At 66.4% G+C, this 18,218-nt stretch carries 15 protein-coding genes; 11 read left to right on the forward strand and 4 right to left on the reverse strand.

Translation table 11 applies throughout. The annotated features are described in order from the left end of the window. The first annotated feature begins 113 nt into the window (after window positions 1–113). The 7 genes from leuS (at window position 114) to holA (ending at window position 9,912) form a co-directional block, all read left to right on the forward strand. A complete protein-coding gene (gene leuS, locus QF031_RS08860) occupies window positions 114–2,639 on the forward strand; it encodes a leucine--tRNA ligase (protein ID WP_307426773.1) in 2,526 nt (841 codons plus the stop codon). A gap of 82 nt (window positions 2,640–2,721) precedes the next feature. Next, window positions 2,722–3,720 (forward strand): DegV family protein, encoded by a 999-nt coding sequence (locus QF031_RS08865; RefSeq protein WP_307426776.1) that lies wholly within the window; start codon window positions 2,722–2,724, stop codon window positions 3,718–3,720. Between the two features lie 152 nt (window positions 3,721–3,872). Further along, window positions 3,873–4,901: a hypothetical protein gene (locus tag QF031_RS08870; RefSeq protein WP_307426778.1), complete on the forward strand. Its 1,029-nt coding sequence runs from the start codon at window positions 3,873–3,875 to the stop codon at window positions 4,899–4,901. Between the two features lie 291 nt (window positions 4,902–5,192). Beyond that, window positions 5,193–5,792: a hypothetical protein gene (locus QF031_RS08875; protein ID WP_307426780.1), complete on the forward strand. Its 600-nt coding sequence runs from the start codon at window positions 5,193–5,195 to the stop codon at window positions 5,790–5,792. A 128-nt stretch (window positions 5,793–5,920) separates the two neighbouring features. Continuing rightward, window positions 5,921–6,814 (forward strand): ComEA family DNA-binding protein, encoded by an 894-nt coding sequence (locus QF031_RS08880; RefSeq protein ID WP_307426783.1) that lies wholly within the window; start codon window positions 5,921–5,923, stop codon window positions 6,812–6,814. Between the two features lie 444 nt (window positions 6,815–7,258). Beyond that, the gene (locus QF031_RS08885) at window positions 7,259–8,962 is read left to right on the forward strand and encodes a ComEC/Rec2 family competence protein (protein WP_307426786.1); all 1,704 of its coding nucleotides are present in this window, start codon (window positions 7,259–7,261) and stop codon (window positions 8,960–8,962) included. Continuing rightward, a complete protein-coding gene (gene holA / locus QF031_RS08890) occupies window positions 8,896–9,912 on the forward strand; it encodes a DNA polymerase III subunit delta (protein ID WP_307426788.1) in 1,017 nt (338 codons plus the stop codon). The genes QF031_RS08885 and holA overlap by 67 nt, the downstream gene beginning before the upstream one ends. Before the next feature lie 228 nt (window positions 9,913–10,140). Here the strand turns inward: holA and rpsT are convergent, their stop codons facing one another. Both rpsT and QF031_RS08900 read right to left on the reverse strand, forming a co-directional pair. Then, window positions 10,141–10,401 (reverse strand): 30S ribosomal protein S20, encoded by a 261-nt coding sequence (rpsT, locus tag QF031_RS08895; protein ID WP_018761400.1) that lies wholly within the window; start codon window positions 10,399–10,401, stop codon window positions 10,141–10,143. A 169-nt stretch (window positions 10,402–10,570) separates the two neighbouring features. Then, complete coding sequence (locus QF031_RS08900; protein WP_307426791.1) at window positions 10,571–11,122, reverse strand: type II toxin-antitoxin system PemK/MazF family toxin; 552 nt, start codon at window positions 11,120–11,122, stop codon at window positions 10,571–10,573. Between the two features lie 184 nt (window positions 11,123–11,306). On the opposite strand from QF031_RS08900, the gene lepA reads away from it, so the two are divergent. Together lepA and hemW are read left to right on the forward strand one after the other, a co-directional pair. Continuing rightward, window positions 11,307–13,163, forward strand: a complete 1,857-nt coding sequence (lepA, locus tag QF031_RS08905; protein WP_307426794.1) for a translation elongation factor 4 — start codon at window positions 11,307–11,309, stop codon at window positions 13,161–13,163. A 25-nt stretch (window positions 13,164–13,188) separates the two neighbouring features. Beyond that, entirely contained in the window at window positions 13,189–14,418 is a 1,230-nt protein-coding gene (gene hemW, locus QF031_RS08910; RefSeq protein ID WP_307426797.1) for a radical SAM family heme chaperone HemW, read from the forward strand. Between the two features lie 60 nt (window positions 14,419–14,478). Here the strand turns inward: hemW and QF031_RS08915 are convergent, their stop codons facing one another. Then, window positions 14,479–14,889, reverse strand: a complete 411-nt coding sequence (locus tag QF031_RS08915) for a DUF4870 domain-containing protein (protein ID WP_142031314.1) — start codon at window positions 14,887–14,889, stop codon at window positions 14,479–14,481. A gap of 74 nt (window positions 14,890–14,963) precedes the next feature. Continuing rightward, window positions 14,964–15,815, reverse strand: coding sequence for a DUF3097 domain-containing protein (locus QF031_RS08920; RefSeq protein WP_307426801.1), 852 nt, complete (start codon window positions 15,813–15,815; stop codon window positions 14,964–14,966). 173 nt (window positions 15,816–15,988) lie between these two features. Between QF031_RS08920 and hrcA the strand changes: the two genes are divergently transcribed. Together hrcA and dnaJ are read left to right on the forward strand one after the other, a co-directional pair. After that, the gene (gene hrcA, locus QF031_RS08925) at window positions 15,989–17,002 is read left to right on the forward strand and encodes a heat-inducible transcriptional repressor HrcA (protein ID WP_307426803.1); all 1,014 of its coding nucleotides are present in this window, start codon (window positions 15,989–15,991) and stop codon (window positions 17,000–17,002) included. Between the two features lie 88 nt (window positions 17,003–17,090). Continuing rightward, the gene (gene dnaJ / locus QF031_RS08930; RefSeq protein WP_307426805.1) at window positions 17,091–18,218 is read left to right on the forward strand and encodes a molecular chaperone DnaJ; all 1,128 of its coding nucleotides are present in this window, start codon (window positions 17,091–17,093) and stop codon (window positions 18,216–18,218) included.

Genomic DNA, 18,218 nt, shown 5'->3' on the forward strand with positions numbered 1-18,218 from the left:
CCCCTCCATGGAGAGGGGCTTTTGTGTGTCCGGGGCATGGCGCCGGGCCGGCAGCAGGAGGATCAGGCCGTTATGGCAGCACAGATGCCGTAACAGAACAGAAGAGGGCAGCAGTGGGCGTTCAGCCGGAGACAGAGACCGGAACAGCAACAACAGTATCGGCGGAGCCTGAAGAGGGCACCTACAGTTTCACCGCCATGGAGGCCAAATGGCCCCAGGTGTGGGAAGACCTCAAGGTCTTCACCCCGGTGGACGATGGGTCGCGGGAGCGCCGCTACGTGCTTGACATGTTCCCGTACCCGTCCGGCGACCTCCACATGGGCCACGCCGAGGCGTTCGCCATGGGCGACGTGGTGGCGCGCTACCTGCGGCAAAAGGGCTACGACGTCCTGCACCCCATCGGCTGGGACTCCTTCGGCCTGCCCGCGGAGAACGCGGCCATCAAGCGCAACGCCCACCCCAGCGAGTGGACGTACGCCAACATCGACACCCAGGCAGCCTCCTTCAAGCGGTACGCGATCTCCGCCGACTGGTCGCGCCGGCTGCACACCTCTGATCCCGAGTACTACCGCTGGACGCAGTGGCTGTTCAAGCGCTTTTACGAGCGCGGCCTTGCCTACCGCAAGAATTCCCCGGTCAACTGGTGCCCCAAGGACCAGACCGTCCTGGCCAACGAGCAGGTTGTCAACGGCGCCTGCGAGCGCTGCGGCACCACCGTGACCAAGAAGTCCCTGAACCAGTGGTACTTCAAGATCACCGACTACGCGGACCGCCTGCTGGATGACATGGACGAGCTCCGCGGCCACTGGCCCGAACGCGTCCTGGCCATGCAGAAGAACTGGATCGGCCGGTCCGAGGGTGCGCACGTGAAGTTCGTGATTGAGGCCGACGGCGGCAAGCCCGCCAAGGACGTCACGGTCTTCACCACCCGCCCTGACACCCTGTACGGGGCAACATTCTTCGTGGTGGCAGCCGACGCGCCGCTCGCCGTCGAGCTCGTCACCGACGGGCACGCCGCCGCCCTGGACGAATACCGCGAACGGGTCAAGGCGCTCTCTGAGATCGAACGCCAGTCCACCGAGCGCGAGAAGACCGGTGTCTTCACCGGCCGTTACGCCATCAACCCGCTGAACGGTGAGAAGCTGCCCGTGTGGGCCGCCGACTACGTCCTGGCCGACTACGGCACGGGCGCCATCATGGCCGTCCCCGCGCACGACCAGCGTGACCTCGATTTCGCCCGTGCGTTCGACCTGCCCGTCCGCGCCGTCCTGGACACCGGTGAAGAGGATCCTGCCGTGTCCGGCACCGCCACCGCGGGGGAGGGCACCCTCATCAACTCAGGTGAGCTGGACGGCCTGCCCAAGGGTGAGGCCATCCCGGCCGCCATTGCCATGCTGGAGAAGCAGGGGACCGGCGAGAAGTTCGTCAACTTCCGCCTCCGCGACTGGCTGCTCAGCCGCCAGCGCTTCTGGGGCACGCCAATCCCCATCATCCACTGCCCGTCCTGTGGCGAAGTTCCCGTCCCTGACGAGCAGCTCCCGGTCACCCTGCCCGCGGACCTCCGCGGTGAGGACCTGGCACCCAAGGGCACCTCGCCCCTGGCTGCGGCGGAGTCCTGGGTCAACGTGGAGTGCCCCACCTGCCACGGGCCGGCCAAGCGGGACACCGACACCATGGACACGTTCGTGGACTCGTCCTGGTACTTCCTGCGCTTCGTCTCGCCGCACTACACCGGGGGGCCCTTCGACCCGCAGAAGATCAATGACTGGATGCCGGTGGGCCAGTACGTGGGCGGTGTGGAGCACGCCATCCTCCACCTTCTGTACGCGCGCTTCTTCACCAAGGTCATCCACGACCTGGGCATGATCGATGCCGACGAACCGTTCAGTGCGCTGCTGAACCAGGGCCAGGTGCTCAACGGCGGCAAGGCCATGAGCAAGTCCCTGGGCAACGGCGTTGACCTCGGCGAGCAGCTGGACAAGTACGGCGTTGACGCTGTCCGCCTGACCATGGTGTTCGCGTCCCCGCCCGAGGACGACGTGGACTGGGCCGACGTGTCGCCGTCCGGTTCCGCCAAGTTCCTGGCCCGGGCCTGGCGTCTGGCCCAGGACGTCACCAGTGAACCCGGTGTGGACGCCGCCACCGGAGACCGCGGGCTGCGTTCGGTCACGCACCGCACCATCGCCGACGCCGCCGAACTGCTGGACGCCAACAAGTTCAACGTGGTGGTGGCAAAGCTCATGGAGCTGGTCAACGCCACCCGCAAGGCGATTGACTCCGGTGCGGGCGCAGCGGATCCTGCAGTACGCGAAGCCGCCGAAGCGGTTGCCGTAATCCTCAGCCTGTTCGCGCCCTACACGGCCGAGGACATGTGGAACCTGCTGGGCCACCCCGCCTCCGTGGCCAACGCAGGCTGGCCCGTGCACGACCCCGCGCTCCTGGTCCAGGAGACGGTCACCGCCGTTGTCCAGGTGCAGGGCAAGGTCCGCGACCGTCTGGAAGTGTCCCCTGACGTATCCGAGGACCAGCTCCGCGAGCTGGCCCTGGCGTCGGAAAACGTCCAGCGTGCCCTTGACGGCCGGGGCATCCGGACAGTGATCGTCCGTGCCCCTAAGCTGGTCAACATCGTTCCGGCATAGCCGCATCCGCAGCGTCGACCGGCCGTCGGAGTTCTCCGGCGGCCGGTCGTGGATAAGCCGGTAACCGTCCCCAGGAGGGCCTTTGCCTGATACCAACGCCGCCGCGTGGCCATGGGTCCGTGCACGGCTTTCCGGCCTCCGAACCTCGGCCCGGCCCGGCACGAGACGCGGCGGAAGCGCTGTGGTGCGCACCGCCGTCGTCACGGACTCGGCTGCTGCCCTGCCGGCGGACTATTCACGCGGACTTCCGGGCGACGGAATCCTGACGGTGACTCCCATGCCGGTCATGGTGGGCGCTGAGATCTACGGAGAGGGCGAAGACGACATCCTGGAGACCATCGCCGTTGCCCTGGCCGCGGGGACGCCGGTCAAGACGTCCCGGCCGTCGCCCGGGCAGTTCGAGCAGGCTTACCGCGCTGCCCAGCTCCGCGGGTTCGAAGGTATCGTTTCGGTCCACATTTCGGGTGAGCTTTCGGGTACTGCGGATTCCGCGCGGCTGGCTGCCGCCAGGGTAGGAATCCCGGTGGACGTAATCGACACCCGCACGGTTGGCATGGCGCAAGGGTTGGCGGTCCAGGCCGCTGTGGAGGCGGCGGCAGCCGGTGCCGACCGGGCGGCGGTGGCCGCTGCGGCGGCAGCCCAAGCGGAACGCACCAAGGTCTTTTTCTACGTGCCCAGCCTGGAACAGTTGCGCCGTGGCGGGCGCATTGGAGCGGCGGCATCACTCCTGGGCACCGTGCTTGCCATCAAGCCCATCCTGGCAGTTGACGGCGGCAGGATCATCCCGCTCGAAAAGGTGCGTTCTGCCGCGAAGGCGGTGGCGCGCCTTGAAGACATCGTGGTGGCGGAGGCGGTGCTCCATCCGGGCGAGTCCGTCTGCCTTGCCGTCCACCACTTCGGCAACCCGGAGGAGGCGGAGAGCCTGGCGGCCAGGCTTGAGGCGGCTCTTCCTGACTGTCCTCCCGCCCAGATCAGTTCCCTTCCCGCGGTCCTGGCCGCCCACGCAGGGCTTGGCGTCCTCGCCGTCATTGTGGGCAGGGTGGACGGCGGGCCCGACGGCGGCGCCGACCAGTCCCCATAGAGGCCCTGAAGGTCCTTTGCCTCTGGTGGCATCTCCTGCCGACTCGTAACCTCGTCGCATTACGCCGCCCCGTCCCGGGACGGCTCCCGGAAGGGAGGAAACTCATGCGTGCGCCCCGGGTAGATTTTGTCCGGAAAGCGATGGGGCTTCCCGTGGCACTGGTTTTTCTCCTGGCGGCTTGCGCTCAAGGTGGCACGCCCACGTCACCAACCCATTCGCCCCCGTCCGGATCAGGCAGCCCGGCCTGCGACCTGATAACTCCCGGGATCGCCGCCAGGATCGACCCCGGTTTGGTGCAAGTGGGGCAAGGCGGCAAGCCGGCGGGGAGCCCGGCCTACGTGTGCGGCTACATGAACAAGTCAGACAAGGGGCAGGTCCTCTCAGTGTCGCTGACATCACCCGCATCAGCAGCGCAGATCGCTGAGGCGGAAAAGACCCCTGACTGTTCGCCGGTGGCCGGTATCGGGGACTTCGCCTGCATGCAGTGGAGCGGCTGGTTCCGCGGCGAAGGCAACGGGGCGTCCGCCAACACTGTGCTTAAGGCCGTGCGGGGCAAGGAGTCCCTCGATCTGCGTTTCCTGCTCCCGCCACCTACGGTCCCGGGACCCACGGGTGCCAACACCATTCCCGACGGCAACGGCATCGCCCGTGCGCTGGCCCAGGCAACCGTCGAGGCAGGGTGGGGCAACGGAGGTGCGCTCAACGTTCCGACGGCACCGCCCGTCGGACAGCAGCCGACGACCAACAACCCCGTGTGTGCCCTGGTGAGCCCGGAGGCGGTCAAGAACGCATTCGGCGCAACGACGACGGCACAGGTCACCCCAGGAGAGGGCAGCTGCCGGTACACCTTCGGCGCCGGGGGCACACCGGGTCCGGACTCACTGGTGTTCGCCATCGAGTTCCATCAGGGGGGAGCGACCCTTCTGTCGGGGCCTTTGCCGCCGGACGGCCAGGAGCTCAACGGCATCGGGGATGCGGCCGTGTTCGTCCTCCGGGAGGATGCGTCGCAGCCGAAGAAGTTCCCCTCCGGGGAGGTGCCAATCACCTATATGTCGCTTCAGGTAGCCAGGGGCCAGAACATGGCTATCTTCACCGCACGGATCCTGATTTCACCGGATGGGCCTACAAGTGAGCAGGTCAAGGACCAATTCGTCACGTTGGTCAAGGGCATCGACTTCTGAACCAGCCCGCGCCCGGTGCAAGTACAAACGCCAGGGAACTTACGGATAGGAGTGGATCGGATGCATGGAGAAGCAGGGAGCTCCGTCCAACAGCCCAAGTGCGCCGATTGGTTTAGAAGAGCCGGGATTCTTGGTGCTGGGCTGTTGATCCTCACCGCATGCGGGTCCGGGCAACCAGCTATTTCACCGTCACCCAGCGTCAGCACTACCACCTCGACAAAGTCATCCAGCGCGACGCCCGTGGCAGAGCCAACCACATCGTCTCCCAAAGTCTTCACAGACCAGGAACTCATGGCCATCACCAGCCAAGTCCTTGAGCCACACGGCGGAAGAGCCGAGGACACGGCCATGGCACGCAAGTCGTACGCGAAGATGCAGCAGCCGCCGGCGTCTGCGTCTGTCTCGTCCATACTCGGTCCCACGGATCCAGCTGAGTGCAACGTTTTCCATAGGTCATGGCAGCACGAGGCGCAATTGGACCTCTCCATGGGCTTTGCCCTCGGTGAAGTGTTCAACCTCGGTAGCCACGGAGCCGGCACGATCCTCTTCGACGTCAGGAGCGCTCCCCGGGAAGCCCTCGCCAAAGCTGACTTTGATTACAGGCAGGAGCTGATGGTTCGCTGCGCCACGTTCGACCAGACGGTGTCCGGAGCTACCGGGCCCCAAAAGTTCACCATCCACCTCCTCCCGGGACCGGACATCGGCGAGAAGGCCTACGTGACCAAGGGCTCCTTCGATGGGAACAGCGCCTTTGTCGGGCTTCGGGTCCTGGACGGAACGATTTCTCTTGATATGGGCTTCAATCAGGGCTCGGACATGACCGAGGAGGAGGGCCTCAGCCTGATGTCTCAAGTTGCGCAGGGGTTTGTCGAAGAGGCGAAGAGCCAATAAGCGCCCCTGCAGCGCCGGCCAGTCGGAATGGTGGCGTGAAAGCCAGCGGTCCCAGCGGAGGGACGCAACTTTCCACATAGCGTCCGTGGCTCCTGACGGGCAGCATGGCGGGTCCCTAGGGTGGAGCCATGTCACGCCGGAATGCTGGAGGAGCTGATCAGCGGGCGCGGCATTCTGGCGCCAGGCTTCAGGCCGCCCTGGGGGAGGCACGCGCCGGGCTCCTGGAGGTTGGATCCGGGGCTGACGGTTTCGAGTACCGGGGAACCGGGGAATCCGGCGGAACTGAAACAGGCAGCGGCCGCGGGGATGGTTCCGGCGGTGCGCCGTCCCTCCGGTGGCGCGTGGGGCTTCGTGTTGCCCTTCTGCTGGCCGCCCTGGCGGTGGCGGCTGGAGCCTGGTTTTGGTGGCAGGCGGGTTCGGCGGTTCCGGAGATCCTGCCCCTCAACGGTGCCAGTTCCGGGGAAGGCACCGGGGCAGCGGGCGATCGGCCAGCCCCGGCCGGGACTGCTGAATCACTCCCGGATACTGATCGCGGGCAGGGCGAGCCCACCACCGGGGCGCTGGTGGTGGTGCACGTGGCCGGTGCCGTGGCCAAGCCCGGTGTTATCCGGTTGCAGAGCGGCAGCCGCGTTGATGACGCGATTGCGGCAGCGGGTGGCGCGGCAGCGGACGCCGACGTGAACCGGCTGAACCTTGCACTCGTGGTGGAGGACGGACAGAAAATTTACGTACCGCAGCGGGGAGAGCCGGCGTCCTCCGTTCCCGATGCAGGCGGTGCAGGCGGGCCCACCGGCATGGGCCAGCAGGGGTCGGAATCCGGTTCGGCCGCCGGAAAGATCAACCTCAATACCGCGGACGCTGCAGTGCTGGACACCCTGCCCAAAGTCGGGCCGGTGCTGGCCCAACGGATCGTGGACTGGCGGAAGGAACACGGTCCCTTCAAAAGCGTTGAAGAACTGGACGCGGTGGATGGCGTTGGGCCCAAGATGCTTGAAGCCTTGCTGCCCCTGGTAACGGTATAAGGAGCCGGGGTGGCAGTGGGAACGGGCGGGGACAGAGGGCAGGGGAGGCGGGTGGCGGAATCCTGCGGAAATCGAACGCGCAGTCCCTGGAACCGGTTCGTCGAATCTGCGGTCCAGGGCATCGGCACAGAGCCCACGGAGGCGGCCGGCTCAGGAACAGTGCAGCCCCCTGAAACAACTTCACCTGGAACAACGTCCCCTTCCGGACCGTCACCCGCAACAACCCGGGCACGGCTGCACACGCCAGTACTGCCCATACGCCGCCACACGGTCCTGCAGGGATACTGGCTGAAGGGATACTGGACCAAGGGCCTGGACCGCCTGCGCCAACGGATTGCCGGAAGCCATACGGCCAAGGAAGCAGCTGACCCGAATTGTGCAGGACCACGGCGGCGTACGGACCTCCGGCTTGTCCTCCCCGCAGCACTGGTTTGGGGCGCCTCAGTGGCAGGGCTTTGGCTGCCGCCTGCGGGGCTGGCCGCCCTGTGCTGCCTCCTAGTGGCACTCGGCGGGCTCATCCTGGCCCGCGCCGCGAACGGCCGGCGGACTCGCAAGGGAAGTGCCGCCGTCGGCCGCACGTATACGCCGGGGACCTTCGGGGGCAGGGGGCGGAGTTTCCGGGCCGCGCTGGGCGTTTCCCTGCTGCTGGGCGCTGCCGCCGCAGCCCATTCTGCAACAGCGTCCAGCCAGCGGTTCGATGGGCCCCTCGCCGAGGCGATCGCGGCGGGCAGGTCGGCCGTCGCGGTCGTGGAGGTTGCAGGAAACCCCCGGACCGTGGGCGGCTTCGGGGAGACGTCGGGACGCTGGGCGGTGCCGGTGTGGACGCGGGAGGTGACCGCCGGCGGTGTCCTGGTGCGGACCCGCGCCCGGCTCGTGGTGATGGGCGGGCAGGAGTGGGCAGGCGCGGTGCCCGGGCAGACGCTGCGCGCAGCGGGCAAGCTGCGGCCCGCGGATCCCGGAGAGCAGGACGCGGGAACCCTGGCCGCTTCGACGGCTCCCGGCAACGCCGCCGGCGGCTCCGCGCTGGACGCCGGAGCAAGGGAACTGCGCGGGCGTTTTGTTTCCGCCGCCGCGTTCCTGCCACCTGATGCCCGCGGGCTGCTTCCGGGAATGGTCACCGGTGATACCAGCGCCTTGGATGACGGTCTGGGCAATGCGATGAAAGCCGTGGGCATGACGCACCTGACGGCGGTCAGCGGGGCAAATTGCAGCCTCGTGCTGGGGGCGCTGTTGGTGTTGTGCCGTCGCTTGCGGCTGCCCCGCGCGCCTGCTGCTGCAGCAGCCCTTGCCGGCCTGGGCCTGTTTGTTGTCCTGGTGGGACCTGATGCCAGCGTCCTGCGCGCGGCGCTGATGGGCGCCATCGGTGTCGCCTCCCTGGCCGGCGGTCGCTCAGGACGTGGCCTCAGCTTCCTCTGCCTCGCCGTCACCGGGCTTCTGTTGGCTGACCCTGCCCTGGGCTCCAGTTTTGGATTCCTGCTGTCCGTGCTGGCCACACTGGGGATCATCCTCCTGGGACGGCGGATCATGGGCTGGGTTCCCGAGGCAGTGCCGCGGTGGCTTGTTGCAGCGGTCGCGGTCCCGTTGTCGGCGCAATTGCTGTGTGGCCCCGTCATCATTCTCCTGCAGCCACAGTTCGCGACCTATTCCTTGCTGGCTAACGTAGCCGTCTCGCCCCTGGTTGCCCCCGTCACCCTCCTGGGCACCGTTGCGGTGCCCCTGGTGATCGTGCTGCCCTGGGCGGCAGCGGCGCTGATAGCTGTGGCCGGGATGTTCAGTGCAGGGGTGGCAGCAGTTTCCCGCTTTGCCGCACAACTGCCAGGGGCCGCACTTCCGTGGCCGGAGGGGATACCGGGCTTGCTCTCCATGGTGATGTTGTCCGCCGTGACGCTTGCCACCGTATGGGCGGCGGCCCGGCCCCTGCAGGTCGTCCGCAGGGTAAGGGAGGCACACACCGCAGCTGTCCGGTTGATCGAGCTGGTGGAACTGCGGTTGCAGCGGCTCCGGCGCGCCTGCGGCTTGGACCGGGGACGCAGACATGGCAGGCTGGGATACTGCAATAACACCTCCGGAAGGGACCTTCGATGGCCGCTGCGCAAAAGCGAGCAACCCGCACCACGGCATCGAATACCGCCTCCTGGCGGGATGTAGCTCCGGACCGGATCGTGCTGGTGAGCGGGCCGGAAGAGTACCTGGGCATCAGGGCCATGGACAGGATCCGTTCGCAGGTCAGGGAGGCTTCGCCGGACGTTGAACTGAGCCGCATGAACGCTGCCTGCTATGAACCTGGCGCCCTCACCATGCAGGTGAGTCCGTCACTGTTCGGCGAGAGCAAGCTCATTGAGGTGGAAGCTGTGGAGGGCATGAACGACGCCTTCCTCGCGGATGCCCTCGCCTACCTCCAGCACCCGGAACAGGACGCCGTCGTCGTACTGCGCCACGCCGGGGGAGTACGCGGCAAAAAACTCCTGGATGCCGTCAGGAAGGGCGGTTGGCCCGTGGTGGATTGCCAGCCGCTGAAGAAGGATGCGGACAAGGTCCAATTCGTCACTGCAGAGTTCAGGGCAGCCGGGCGGCGGATTAACCAGGACGCCGTACAGGCCCTGGTCAATGCTGTGGGTGCAGACCTGTCGGAACTCGCCGCCGCCTGCGCACAACTGATAGCCGATGCGGGCAGCACCGTCACTACCGAAACGGTGGACAAGTACTACGGCGGCCGAGTCGAAGCCACGGCGTTCAAGGTGGCCGACGCCGCAATGGCAGGAAACGCGCCGGTGGCACTGTCCACGCTGCGTCACGCCCTCGCAACCGGCGCAGACCCGGTGCCCCTGGTGGCAGCCCTCGCATCGAAGCTGCGAACAGTGGCCCGGGTTGCAGGGGCCTCCGGATCGTCCGCGCAGATTGCAGCGGAGCTGGGCATGCAGCCTTGGCTGGTGGAGCAGGCGCAGCGGGACGTCCGGCGCTGGACCCCGGAAGGCCTGGTGCGGTCAATCCAGGCCACGGCGGAGGCTGACGCACAGGTCAAGGGCCTGTCCCGGGACCCGGTCTACGCGGTGGAACATGCTGTGACCGTCATAGCGATGTCCGTCCAGGGCCGATAGCCCCTCAAGCTGCCGTCAGTTCCTGTCCCCTCCGGCGTCCCGGCCCTGAACGGTGCCGCGTTCTAGTAAGGAAGGACAGCGGCCTGCCGCCCCCGCTGAATTGGACGATTCAGGGCACGGTGGCACGACTGGACCGGTAGCACGGTTAAAACCGGTAGCAGGGTTAAAGGCGTGTGGCCGGTACCCGAGGGTACCGGCCACACCATCAGTTCGTGGGAACTGGAAACCTTAGAGTGCGTTGACCTTCTTGGAGATCGCCGACTTGCGGTTCGCTGCGTTGTTCTTGTGCAGAACACCCTTGCTGACAGCCTTGTCCAGCTTACGGCTGGCAGAAACGAGCGCAGTAGTAGCAGCTTCCTTGTCAGCGGACTCAACAGCGGTGTTGACGGCGCGGATGGCCGTCTTCAGCTCGGACTTGACTGCGTTGTTGCGCAGGCGGGCCTTCTCGTTGGTCAGGATGCGCTTCTTCTGGGACTTGATATTCGCCACGTGTGAACTCTCTTTGTAATGCGGAAATGGTCTAGAGGGCTTTCAGGCTGGCCTTGACTGAGCGGCGTGGGGATACCTATGGCGGCCAACCATCAGTGACCGTCGACCTGCACGGACACACAGCAATAAAGACTAGCAGGTCAGCGGCGGCTCTGGCCATTCCAGGCGCTCAGGTCCAGCCGTGTTGCCTGCGCAGTCCGGCCGCCACTTTTTCGAAACGCGCCTTGTCCAATACCGCGCCTTCACGCCGGATGCTGTCCGGCCGGATCTGGAGGACACGGTCCAGCCGTACCTCGCTGGCCCTGCCCTGCCTGTCCCAGCCGCCCGCGCCGAGGTCCACGTATCCTGTGGAAGCGGTGCCGGCAGGAATCCGGTCCCTGCTGGTCAGCATCAGCCCCAGGAGGTAGGGCCCGTTGTGTCCCACCAGCAGCACCGGCCGGTCCTTCCCTCGGCCATGGTCCTCCTCGTAGGGGACCCAGGTCCACACCACTTCGCCCGGATCCGGATCCCCGTCCGGCTGGGGGCTGTAGCGGACAGTGGCGCGGCCGCGGTAATCACCGGGATAGCCAGCGGCTTCGGTAGGAGCGCCCCCACCGGAGCCGGGGCGCTTGCGGCCGTTGCGATTGTCCCGGACCGGCACTGGCGGGACCGCGCGCCGTTCCTGCAGCATGCGCAGGCCGCGGCGGACGGCGTTTCCCAGGGAGCGGAGATCGATGGCCATCCCAACAGCCTAGCGGCGCGGGTGTATGGGTGTGCCGTCGAAACACCTGTGCGTGGGCCGGTGAGGATGCGGTGGCGGGCTCCCGGACGTGGGACACTGGAGGTTGAAGACGTGCGGCCGGGCCGCAGGCGCCTTTCACGTGCCTGCCGGATCGCTGCAAACAACCCAACAGTAAGGACCCTGCGTGTCTCCCATGGCCCGCACCGCACCGGTGCCCGCCGCGACAGATCCGGCAATCATTCGGAACTTTTGCATCATCGCGCATATCGACCACGGCAAGTCCACCCTGGCGGACCGGATGCTGCAGTCCACAGGGGTGGTCCAGGCGCGCGACATGAAGGCCCAGTACCTGGACCGGATGGACATCGAGCGCGAACGCGGCATCACCATCAAGTCCCAGGCGGTCCGCATGCCGTGGGAGGTGGACGGCGTCAGTTACGCGCTGAATATGATCGACACCCCCGGCCACGTGGACTTCACGTATGAGGTGTCAAGGTCCCTTGCGGCGTGCGAGGGCGCAATCCTGCTGGTGGACGCTGCCCAGGGCATTGAGGCCCAGACGCTGGCCAACCTGTACCTGGCCATGGAGAACAACCTCACCATCATCCCGGTGCTGAACAAGATTGACCTGCCGGCGGCGCAGCCCGAAAAGTACGCGGCGGAGCTGGCCAACCTGATCGGCGGCGATCCGGAGGATGTCCTGCGCGTCTCCGGCAAGACCGGGGTGGGCGTGGAAGCCCTCCTGGACAAGATTGTCCGGGACCTGCCGGCACCCGAGGGCGATCCCGCCGCTCCGGCCCGCGCCATGATCTTCGACTCTGTCTACGACACCTACCGCGGTGTGGTGACGTATGTGCGCGTGGTGGACGGCATGCTCCACCCGCGCGAACGCATCCAGATGATGTCCACCAGGGCCTCGCACGAGCTCCTGGAAATCGGCGTCAGCTCGCCGGAACCCACCCCCTCAAAGGGCCTGGGCGTCGGCGAAGTGGGCTACCTGATCACCGGCGTGAAGGACGTCCGGCAGTCCAAGGTTGGCGATACCGTCACCAACCTGGCCAAGCCGGCCGCACAATCGCTCCCCGGCTACGCCGATGCCAAGCCCATGGTGTTCTCCGGCCTTTACCCGCTGGACGGCGCCGATTACCCGGTACTCCGGGACGCCCTCGAAAAGCTCATGCTCAATGATGCTGCGCTGGTGTACGAACCGGAGACCTCGGCGGCGCTGGGCTTCGGGTTCCGGGTGGGCTTCCTGGGCCTCCTGCACCTTGAGATCACCCGCGAACGCCTGGAGCGTGAGTACAACCTCGACCTCATCTCCACGGCACCCAACGTGGAATACGAGGTGACCCTGGAGGACAAGAAGGTGGTCCGCGTGACCAACCCCAGCGAGTACCCCACAGGCAAGATCGCGGAGGTACGCGAACCCATGGTCTCCGCCACCATCCTGGCCCCCAACGAATTCGTGGGCGCCATCATGGAACTGTGCCAGTCACGCCGCGGCGTCATGAACGGCATGGACTATCTTTCCGAGGACCGCGTGGAAATCCGCTACCGCCTGCCGCTGGCCGAAATCGTCTTCGACTTCTTCGACATCCTGAAGTCGAAGACCCGCGGGTACGGCTCGCTGGACTGGAAAGCCGACGGCGAGCAGGTTGCCGACCTGGTGAAGGTCGACATCATGCTCCAGGGCGAACAGGTGGATGCCTTCAGTGCCATCACGCACCGGGAGAAGGCGTACGCCTACGGCGTGATGATGACCGGCAAGCTCCGCGAACTCATCCCGCGGCAGCAGTTCGAGGTGCCCATCCAGGCGGCCATCGGTTCCAGGATCATCGCCCGCGAAAGCATCCGGGCCATCCGCAAGGACGTGCTGGCCAAATGCTACGGCGGTGACATCTCGCGAAAGCGCAAGCTGCTGGAAAAGCAAAAAGAAGGCAAGAAGCGCATGAAGATGGTGGGCACGGTGGAAGTGCCGCAGGAAGCGTTCATCGCCGCCCTCACCACCGACGAATCAAAGGACAAGGCCAAGAAGAAGTGACCACCGCGCAGTGGAGGACCCGCTGATGCCCAGCGTACTTCCCCTCGGCGACCCGGCGCCGTCGGACGGTCTGCTGCCTGCACAGGCGGCGGACGGTGCCGGGCGCCGGGCGTACGGCCTCTACGTCCATATTCCGTTCTGCGCCGTCCGGTGCGGCTACTGCGACTTCAACACCTACACCGCCACGGAACTCGGCGGCGGCGCGTCGCAGGACGCCTACGCCCAAACCGCGGTCTCGGAAGTGTCGCTGGCGGCCAAGGTGCTTGCCCGTTCCGGACTGCCGGAGCGGAAGCTCAGCACGGTCTTTTTCGGCGGTGGCACCCCCACGCTGCTGCCCGCTGACGACCTCGCCTTGATCCTGCGGGCCGCCATTGACCAGTGGGGCATCGAAGACGGCGCCGAAGTCACCACTGAAGCCAACCCCGACTCTGTCACTCCTGAGTCCCTGGCCGTGCTGAAGGAGGCCGGATTCACCAGGGTGTCCTTCGGCATGCAGTCCGCTGTTCCGCACGTGCTCAAAGTCCTGGACCGGACCCATACACCGAGCCGGGTTCCGCAGGTAGTGCAGTGGGCCCGGGAGGCCGGACTGGCCGTGAGCCTGGACCTGATCTACGGAACCCCGGGGGAGTCGCTGGCTGACTGGCGGCACTCCCTGGAGACCGCCCTTTCTTACCAGCCGGACCACATCAGCGCGTATGCGCTGATTGTCGAGGAGGGTACCAAGCTGGCCGCGCAGATGCGCCGCGGCGAGGTCCCGGGAATTGACGACGACGACCACGCCGACAAGTACGAGCTCGCCGACCAGCTGATCACCCAGGCCGGCCTCGGCTGGTACGAGGTCAGCAACTGGGCACGGACACCGGAGCAGGCGTGCCGCCACAACCTGGCGTACTGGCGGGGCGATGACTGGTGGGGGATTGGACCTGGCGCGCACTCGCACATGGGCGGGGTGCGGTGGTGGAACGTCAAGCACCCGTCCGCCTACGCCAACCGGCTGTCACAGGGGCTGTCGCCAGCCGCGGGAAGGGAAACCCTGGATCCCGAAACCAGGAACCTGGAGCGGGTGATGCTTGAGGCGCGCCTGCAGTCCGGGCTTGACGTCTCGACGCTGAGCACCGCGGGACGCTATGAGATTGCCGGGCTTATCGCCGACGGCCTGGTGGAGCCCGTGGCCGCTTTCCACGGTCGCCTGGTTCTCACCCTGAAAGGCAGGCTCCTGGCCGACGCAGTGGTCCGCCGCATCCTGCCGGACTGACTGGGCCCACGCCCGTAAGGGCCCCTGCCCGAGCTTGCGAGGCTAGGGGACGGGCGGGGACTACTTAATCCAGCGGAGGTTGTACTGGTAGCGGTGCGGCTGGCCACGGTTTACGTGGATCCCTGCGGCAACGGAGAAGCACGTGAGCGCCACCCAGATCAGTGTGGCGATGACCGCGAAGATGTTCCCCACATAGGGAATGAACACCAGGATGTTGGCTAACACCGCGGCGATGGTGGGCGGCAGGCTGAAGTTCAGTGCTTCCTTGGATTCCTGGGCAGTGAATGGCCCGCGGTCACGGAAGATCAGGTAGATCAGCAGTGAGGGGACGCACCCAAGGATCCCGCCGAAGTGTGCCAGCGTGGCCCATTGGCGGTCTTCACTGGCCGTAAGCGGCAGGGCGTTGGCGGGTACGCCATGGTACTCGGAGCGGCCCTGGCCGTCCCTGTGATCACGTGCGTTTTCTGCCACAGTCTGTGTCCTTCGAGGTGCAAGTTGTGCTGACTACTACCAAGAATACTGGCTCTAGGCCCGGTGCCCGGCCGTTAGGGCACCGTGAGGAAATCGATGACTTCCTCAACCCGGCCCAGCAGGGATGCTTCGAGGTCAGCGTACGTGCGCACGGCGCCCAGCAGTTTCTGCCATCCCAGGCCGATATCCTCCTTGGTGGCGTGCGGCCAGCCGAAGGCTTTGAGGATGCCGGTCTTCCAGTCCTGCCCACGGGGCACGGCAGGCCATTTTTCGATGCCCAGGACCGCGGGACGGATTGCCTGCCAGACGTCCACGTACGGGTGTCCCACGATCAGGACGTTGCCGGCGGCGCCCGGGGAGGCCATGACAGCGTCCGCGATCCGTGACTCCTTGGAGTCGGGAACCAGGTGGTCCACCAGCACGCCGAGACGGCGGCCCGGGCCGGGCCTGAAGTCCGCGACGGCGGCGGCGAGGTCGTCGATGCCATGGAGGGGCTCGACGACGATGCCCTCCACGCGCAGGTCGTCTCCCCACACCTTTTCCACCAGTTCGGCGTCGTGCTTGCCTTCCACCCAGATCCTGCTGGCCTTGGCAACCTGTGCGCGCTGCCCTGCGACGCGCACGGAGCCGGAGGCGGTCCTGCCGGCGGCCGGGCCGGCAGTGGCAGGTTTGGGAGCGGGGGGCATCAGCCGGATGGGCTCGCCTTCAAGCAGGAAACCAAACCCAAGCCGGAAGGACCGCGACTTTCCGCGCCGGTCCTCCAACGCCACGACGTGCATTCCGCCGGATTTCTCCACGCGGGTGACGGCACCCACCCAGCCGGACTGGACTTCCTCAAGCACCATGCCCCGCTCCACGGGGACTTCCGGCAGTTCCCTTCGTGCGGGAGCGGCAATGCCCCTGGGGCCCCAGTTCTGGTAATCCATGGAATCGATCCGCCTAGCGCTAGCTCCTCAGCCCGGGAATTTCGCCCGGAGCGGTACCAATGCTAACAACGGGCCAAGGCATAATAGACTGTTAGCACTTAGGCATGTCGAGTGCTAACCCCTGGGCGGCAACGGGCGGGGCCTGCGCCCCGGACCATGGATGGAGGTGGAGTGTGAGCGAGCCACGGAAACTGGAAGTATTGCGGGCCATTGTGGAGGACTACGTCCACTCCCGTGAGCCGGTTGGGTCGAAGGCCTTGGTGGAGCGGCATCATCTCGGCGTTTCCAGCGCCACCATCCGTAATGACATGGCCGCCCTGGAGGATGAGGGGCTGATTACTGCTCCGCACACCAGTGCCGGCCGGATTCCCACGGACAAGGGATACCGCCTTTTCGTCGACCAGATCTCGGCCGTCAAGCCCCTTTCGGCTGCAGAACGCCGTGCTATCCAGACGCTCCTGGAAGGCGCCGACGACCTCGATGACGTACTTGACCGCACCGTCCGGCTGCTGTCGCAGCTGACCAACCAGGTGGCCGTGGTCCAGTATCCGCACCTGAGCCGGGCACTCGTCCGACACATCGAATTCGTGCTTCTGGCGCCGCGGAAGGTCCTCGTGGTCCTGATCGCCAACAGCGGCAAGGTGGAGCAGCGCGTCATCGACGTCGGGCAGGACCTTGGGGATGAGGCGCTGGCTGAGCTGCGCACCCGTTTCCTCGGCGCCCTGGGGGGAACGCGGCTGAGCCTTCTCGCGCAGGCCCTTCCCGCCGTCGTTGCTGCGACACCCCAACCGCAGCGGCAGGCAGCGCACGCACTGGCCCTTGGCTTGGAGGGGCTGGCCCAGAACAGCCGGGAGGACCGCATGGTCATGGCCGGCACCGCGAACCTCGCCAGGTCCAACGTGGATTTTCCGCTCAGCATCGGTCCGGTGCTTGAGGCACTTGAGGAACAGGTGGTCATGCTGCGGCTGTTGAGCGAGATGGCCCAGGACCACCGCGGCGTGGCTGTGAGCATCGGAAGGGAGAACCCTTACGACGGCCTTGCCGAGGCCTCCGTGGTGGCAACGGGCTACGGCCCGGACAGCGCGGCAAAGGTGGGAATTCTCGGCCCTACCCGCATGGACTATCCCACCACCATGGCCGCCGTCAGGGCCGTGGCCCGCTACCTTTCCAGGATCCTGGGGCCCTGACTCCTTGCCGCCGGGGTTTGCTCCGGCTGTGCAACAAGAGTCCTGGCCGCCCAACTGAACGCAGTACAACAAGGAAGAGACACGAACTTTGAGCAGCCACTATGACGTCCTTGGCGTTTCACCCGAAGCGACGGGGGAAGAAATCAAAAAGGCCTACCGCAAGCTGGCCCGCACCCTTCATCCGGATGTTAACCCAGGTGCCGACGCTGCCGAGCGGTTCAAGGCCGTAACCCACGCCTACGAGGTCCTTTCCGACCCCCAGAAGCGCAGGATCTACGACACCACCGGCAATGAAAACGGCACAGACAACGGCTTCGGCGGCGCAGGCTACGCTGGCCAGGGCTTCGCGTTCCAGGACATCTTCGACACCTTCTTCGGCGCCGGCGGCACCTCCGGACCGGCATCGCGTGTCCGCCGCGGCCAGGACGCGCTGATCAGCGTCCGGATCGACCTCCGCGACGCCGTGTTCGGAGTGAACAAAAAACTCGAGGTGGACACTGCCGTGGTCTGCCCCACCTGCGACGGATCCTGCTGCCGCCCCGGCACCCATCCGGAGCGCTGCGACATCTGCGGCGGCAGCGGCCAGGTGCAGCGGGCCGTCCGCTCCATTCTGGGCCAGGTCATGACAGCTGCTCCCTGCGGCACCTGCGAAGGATTCGGCACCGTCATCAAGGACCCCTGCAACGAATGCAGCGGGCAGGGCCGTATCCGCAGCCGCCGGTCACTGACCATCAAGGTCCCCGCCGGCGTCGCCACCGGCACCCGGATCCAGCTCTCCGGCCAGGGCGAGGCCGGCCCGGCAGGGGGCCCTGCCGGCGACCTGTACGTGGAGATCCGCGTCAACAACGACCCCACCTACGTCCGGGAAAGCGACGACCTGCACGCCACACTGCACATCCCCATGACTGCGGCCGCCCTGGGCACGGACGTCAGCCTGGAAACCTTCGACGGCACGCAGGAGATCGACGTCAAGCCCGGCACCCAGTCCGGCGAAATCATCACACTGCGCGGCTTGGGCGTCACCCACCTGAGGGGTTACGGCCGAGGCGACCTGAAGGTCCACCTCCAGGTGGACACCCCTGCGAAGCTCGACTCCGCGCAGGAGGAACTCCTCCGCCAGCTTGCCAAACTCCGCGGTGAACAGATCACCGAGGGCAAGCTCGCCGCCAGCGGCGGCATGTTCGCCAAGCTCCGGGACCGGCTCGGTAACCTTTAG

Origin of the sequence: Pseudarthrobacter defluvii (assembly GCF_030816725.1) — a bacterium.
In the GTDB taxonomy this organism is placed as follows: domain Bacteria; phylum Actinomycetota; class Actinomycetes; order Actinomycetales; family Micrococcaceae; genus Arthrobacter; species Arthrobacter defluvii_A.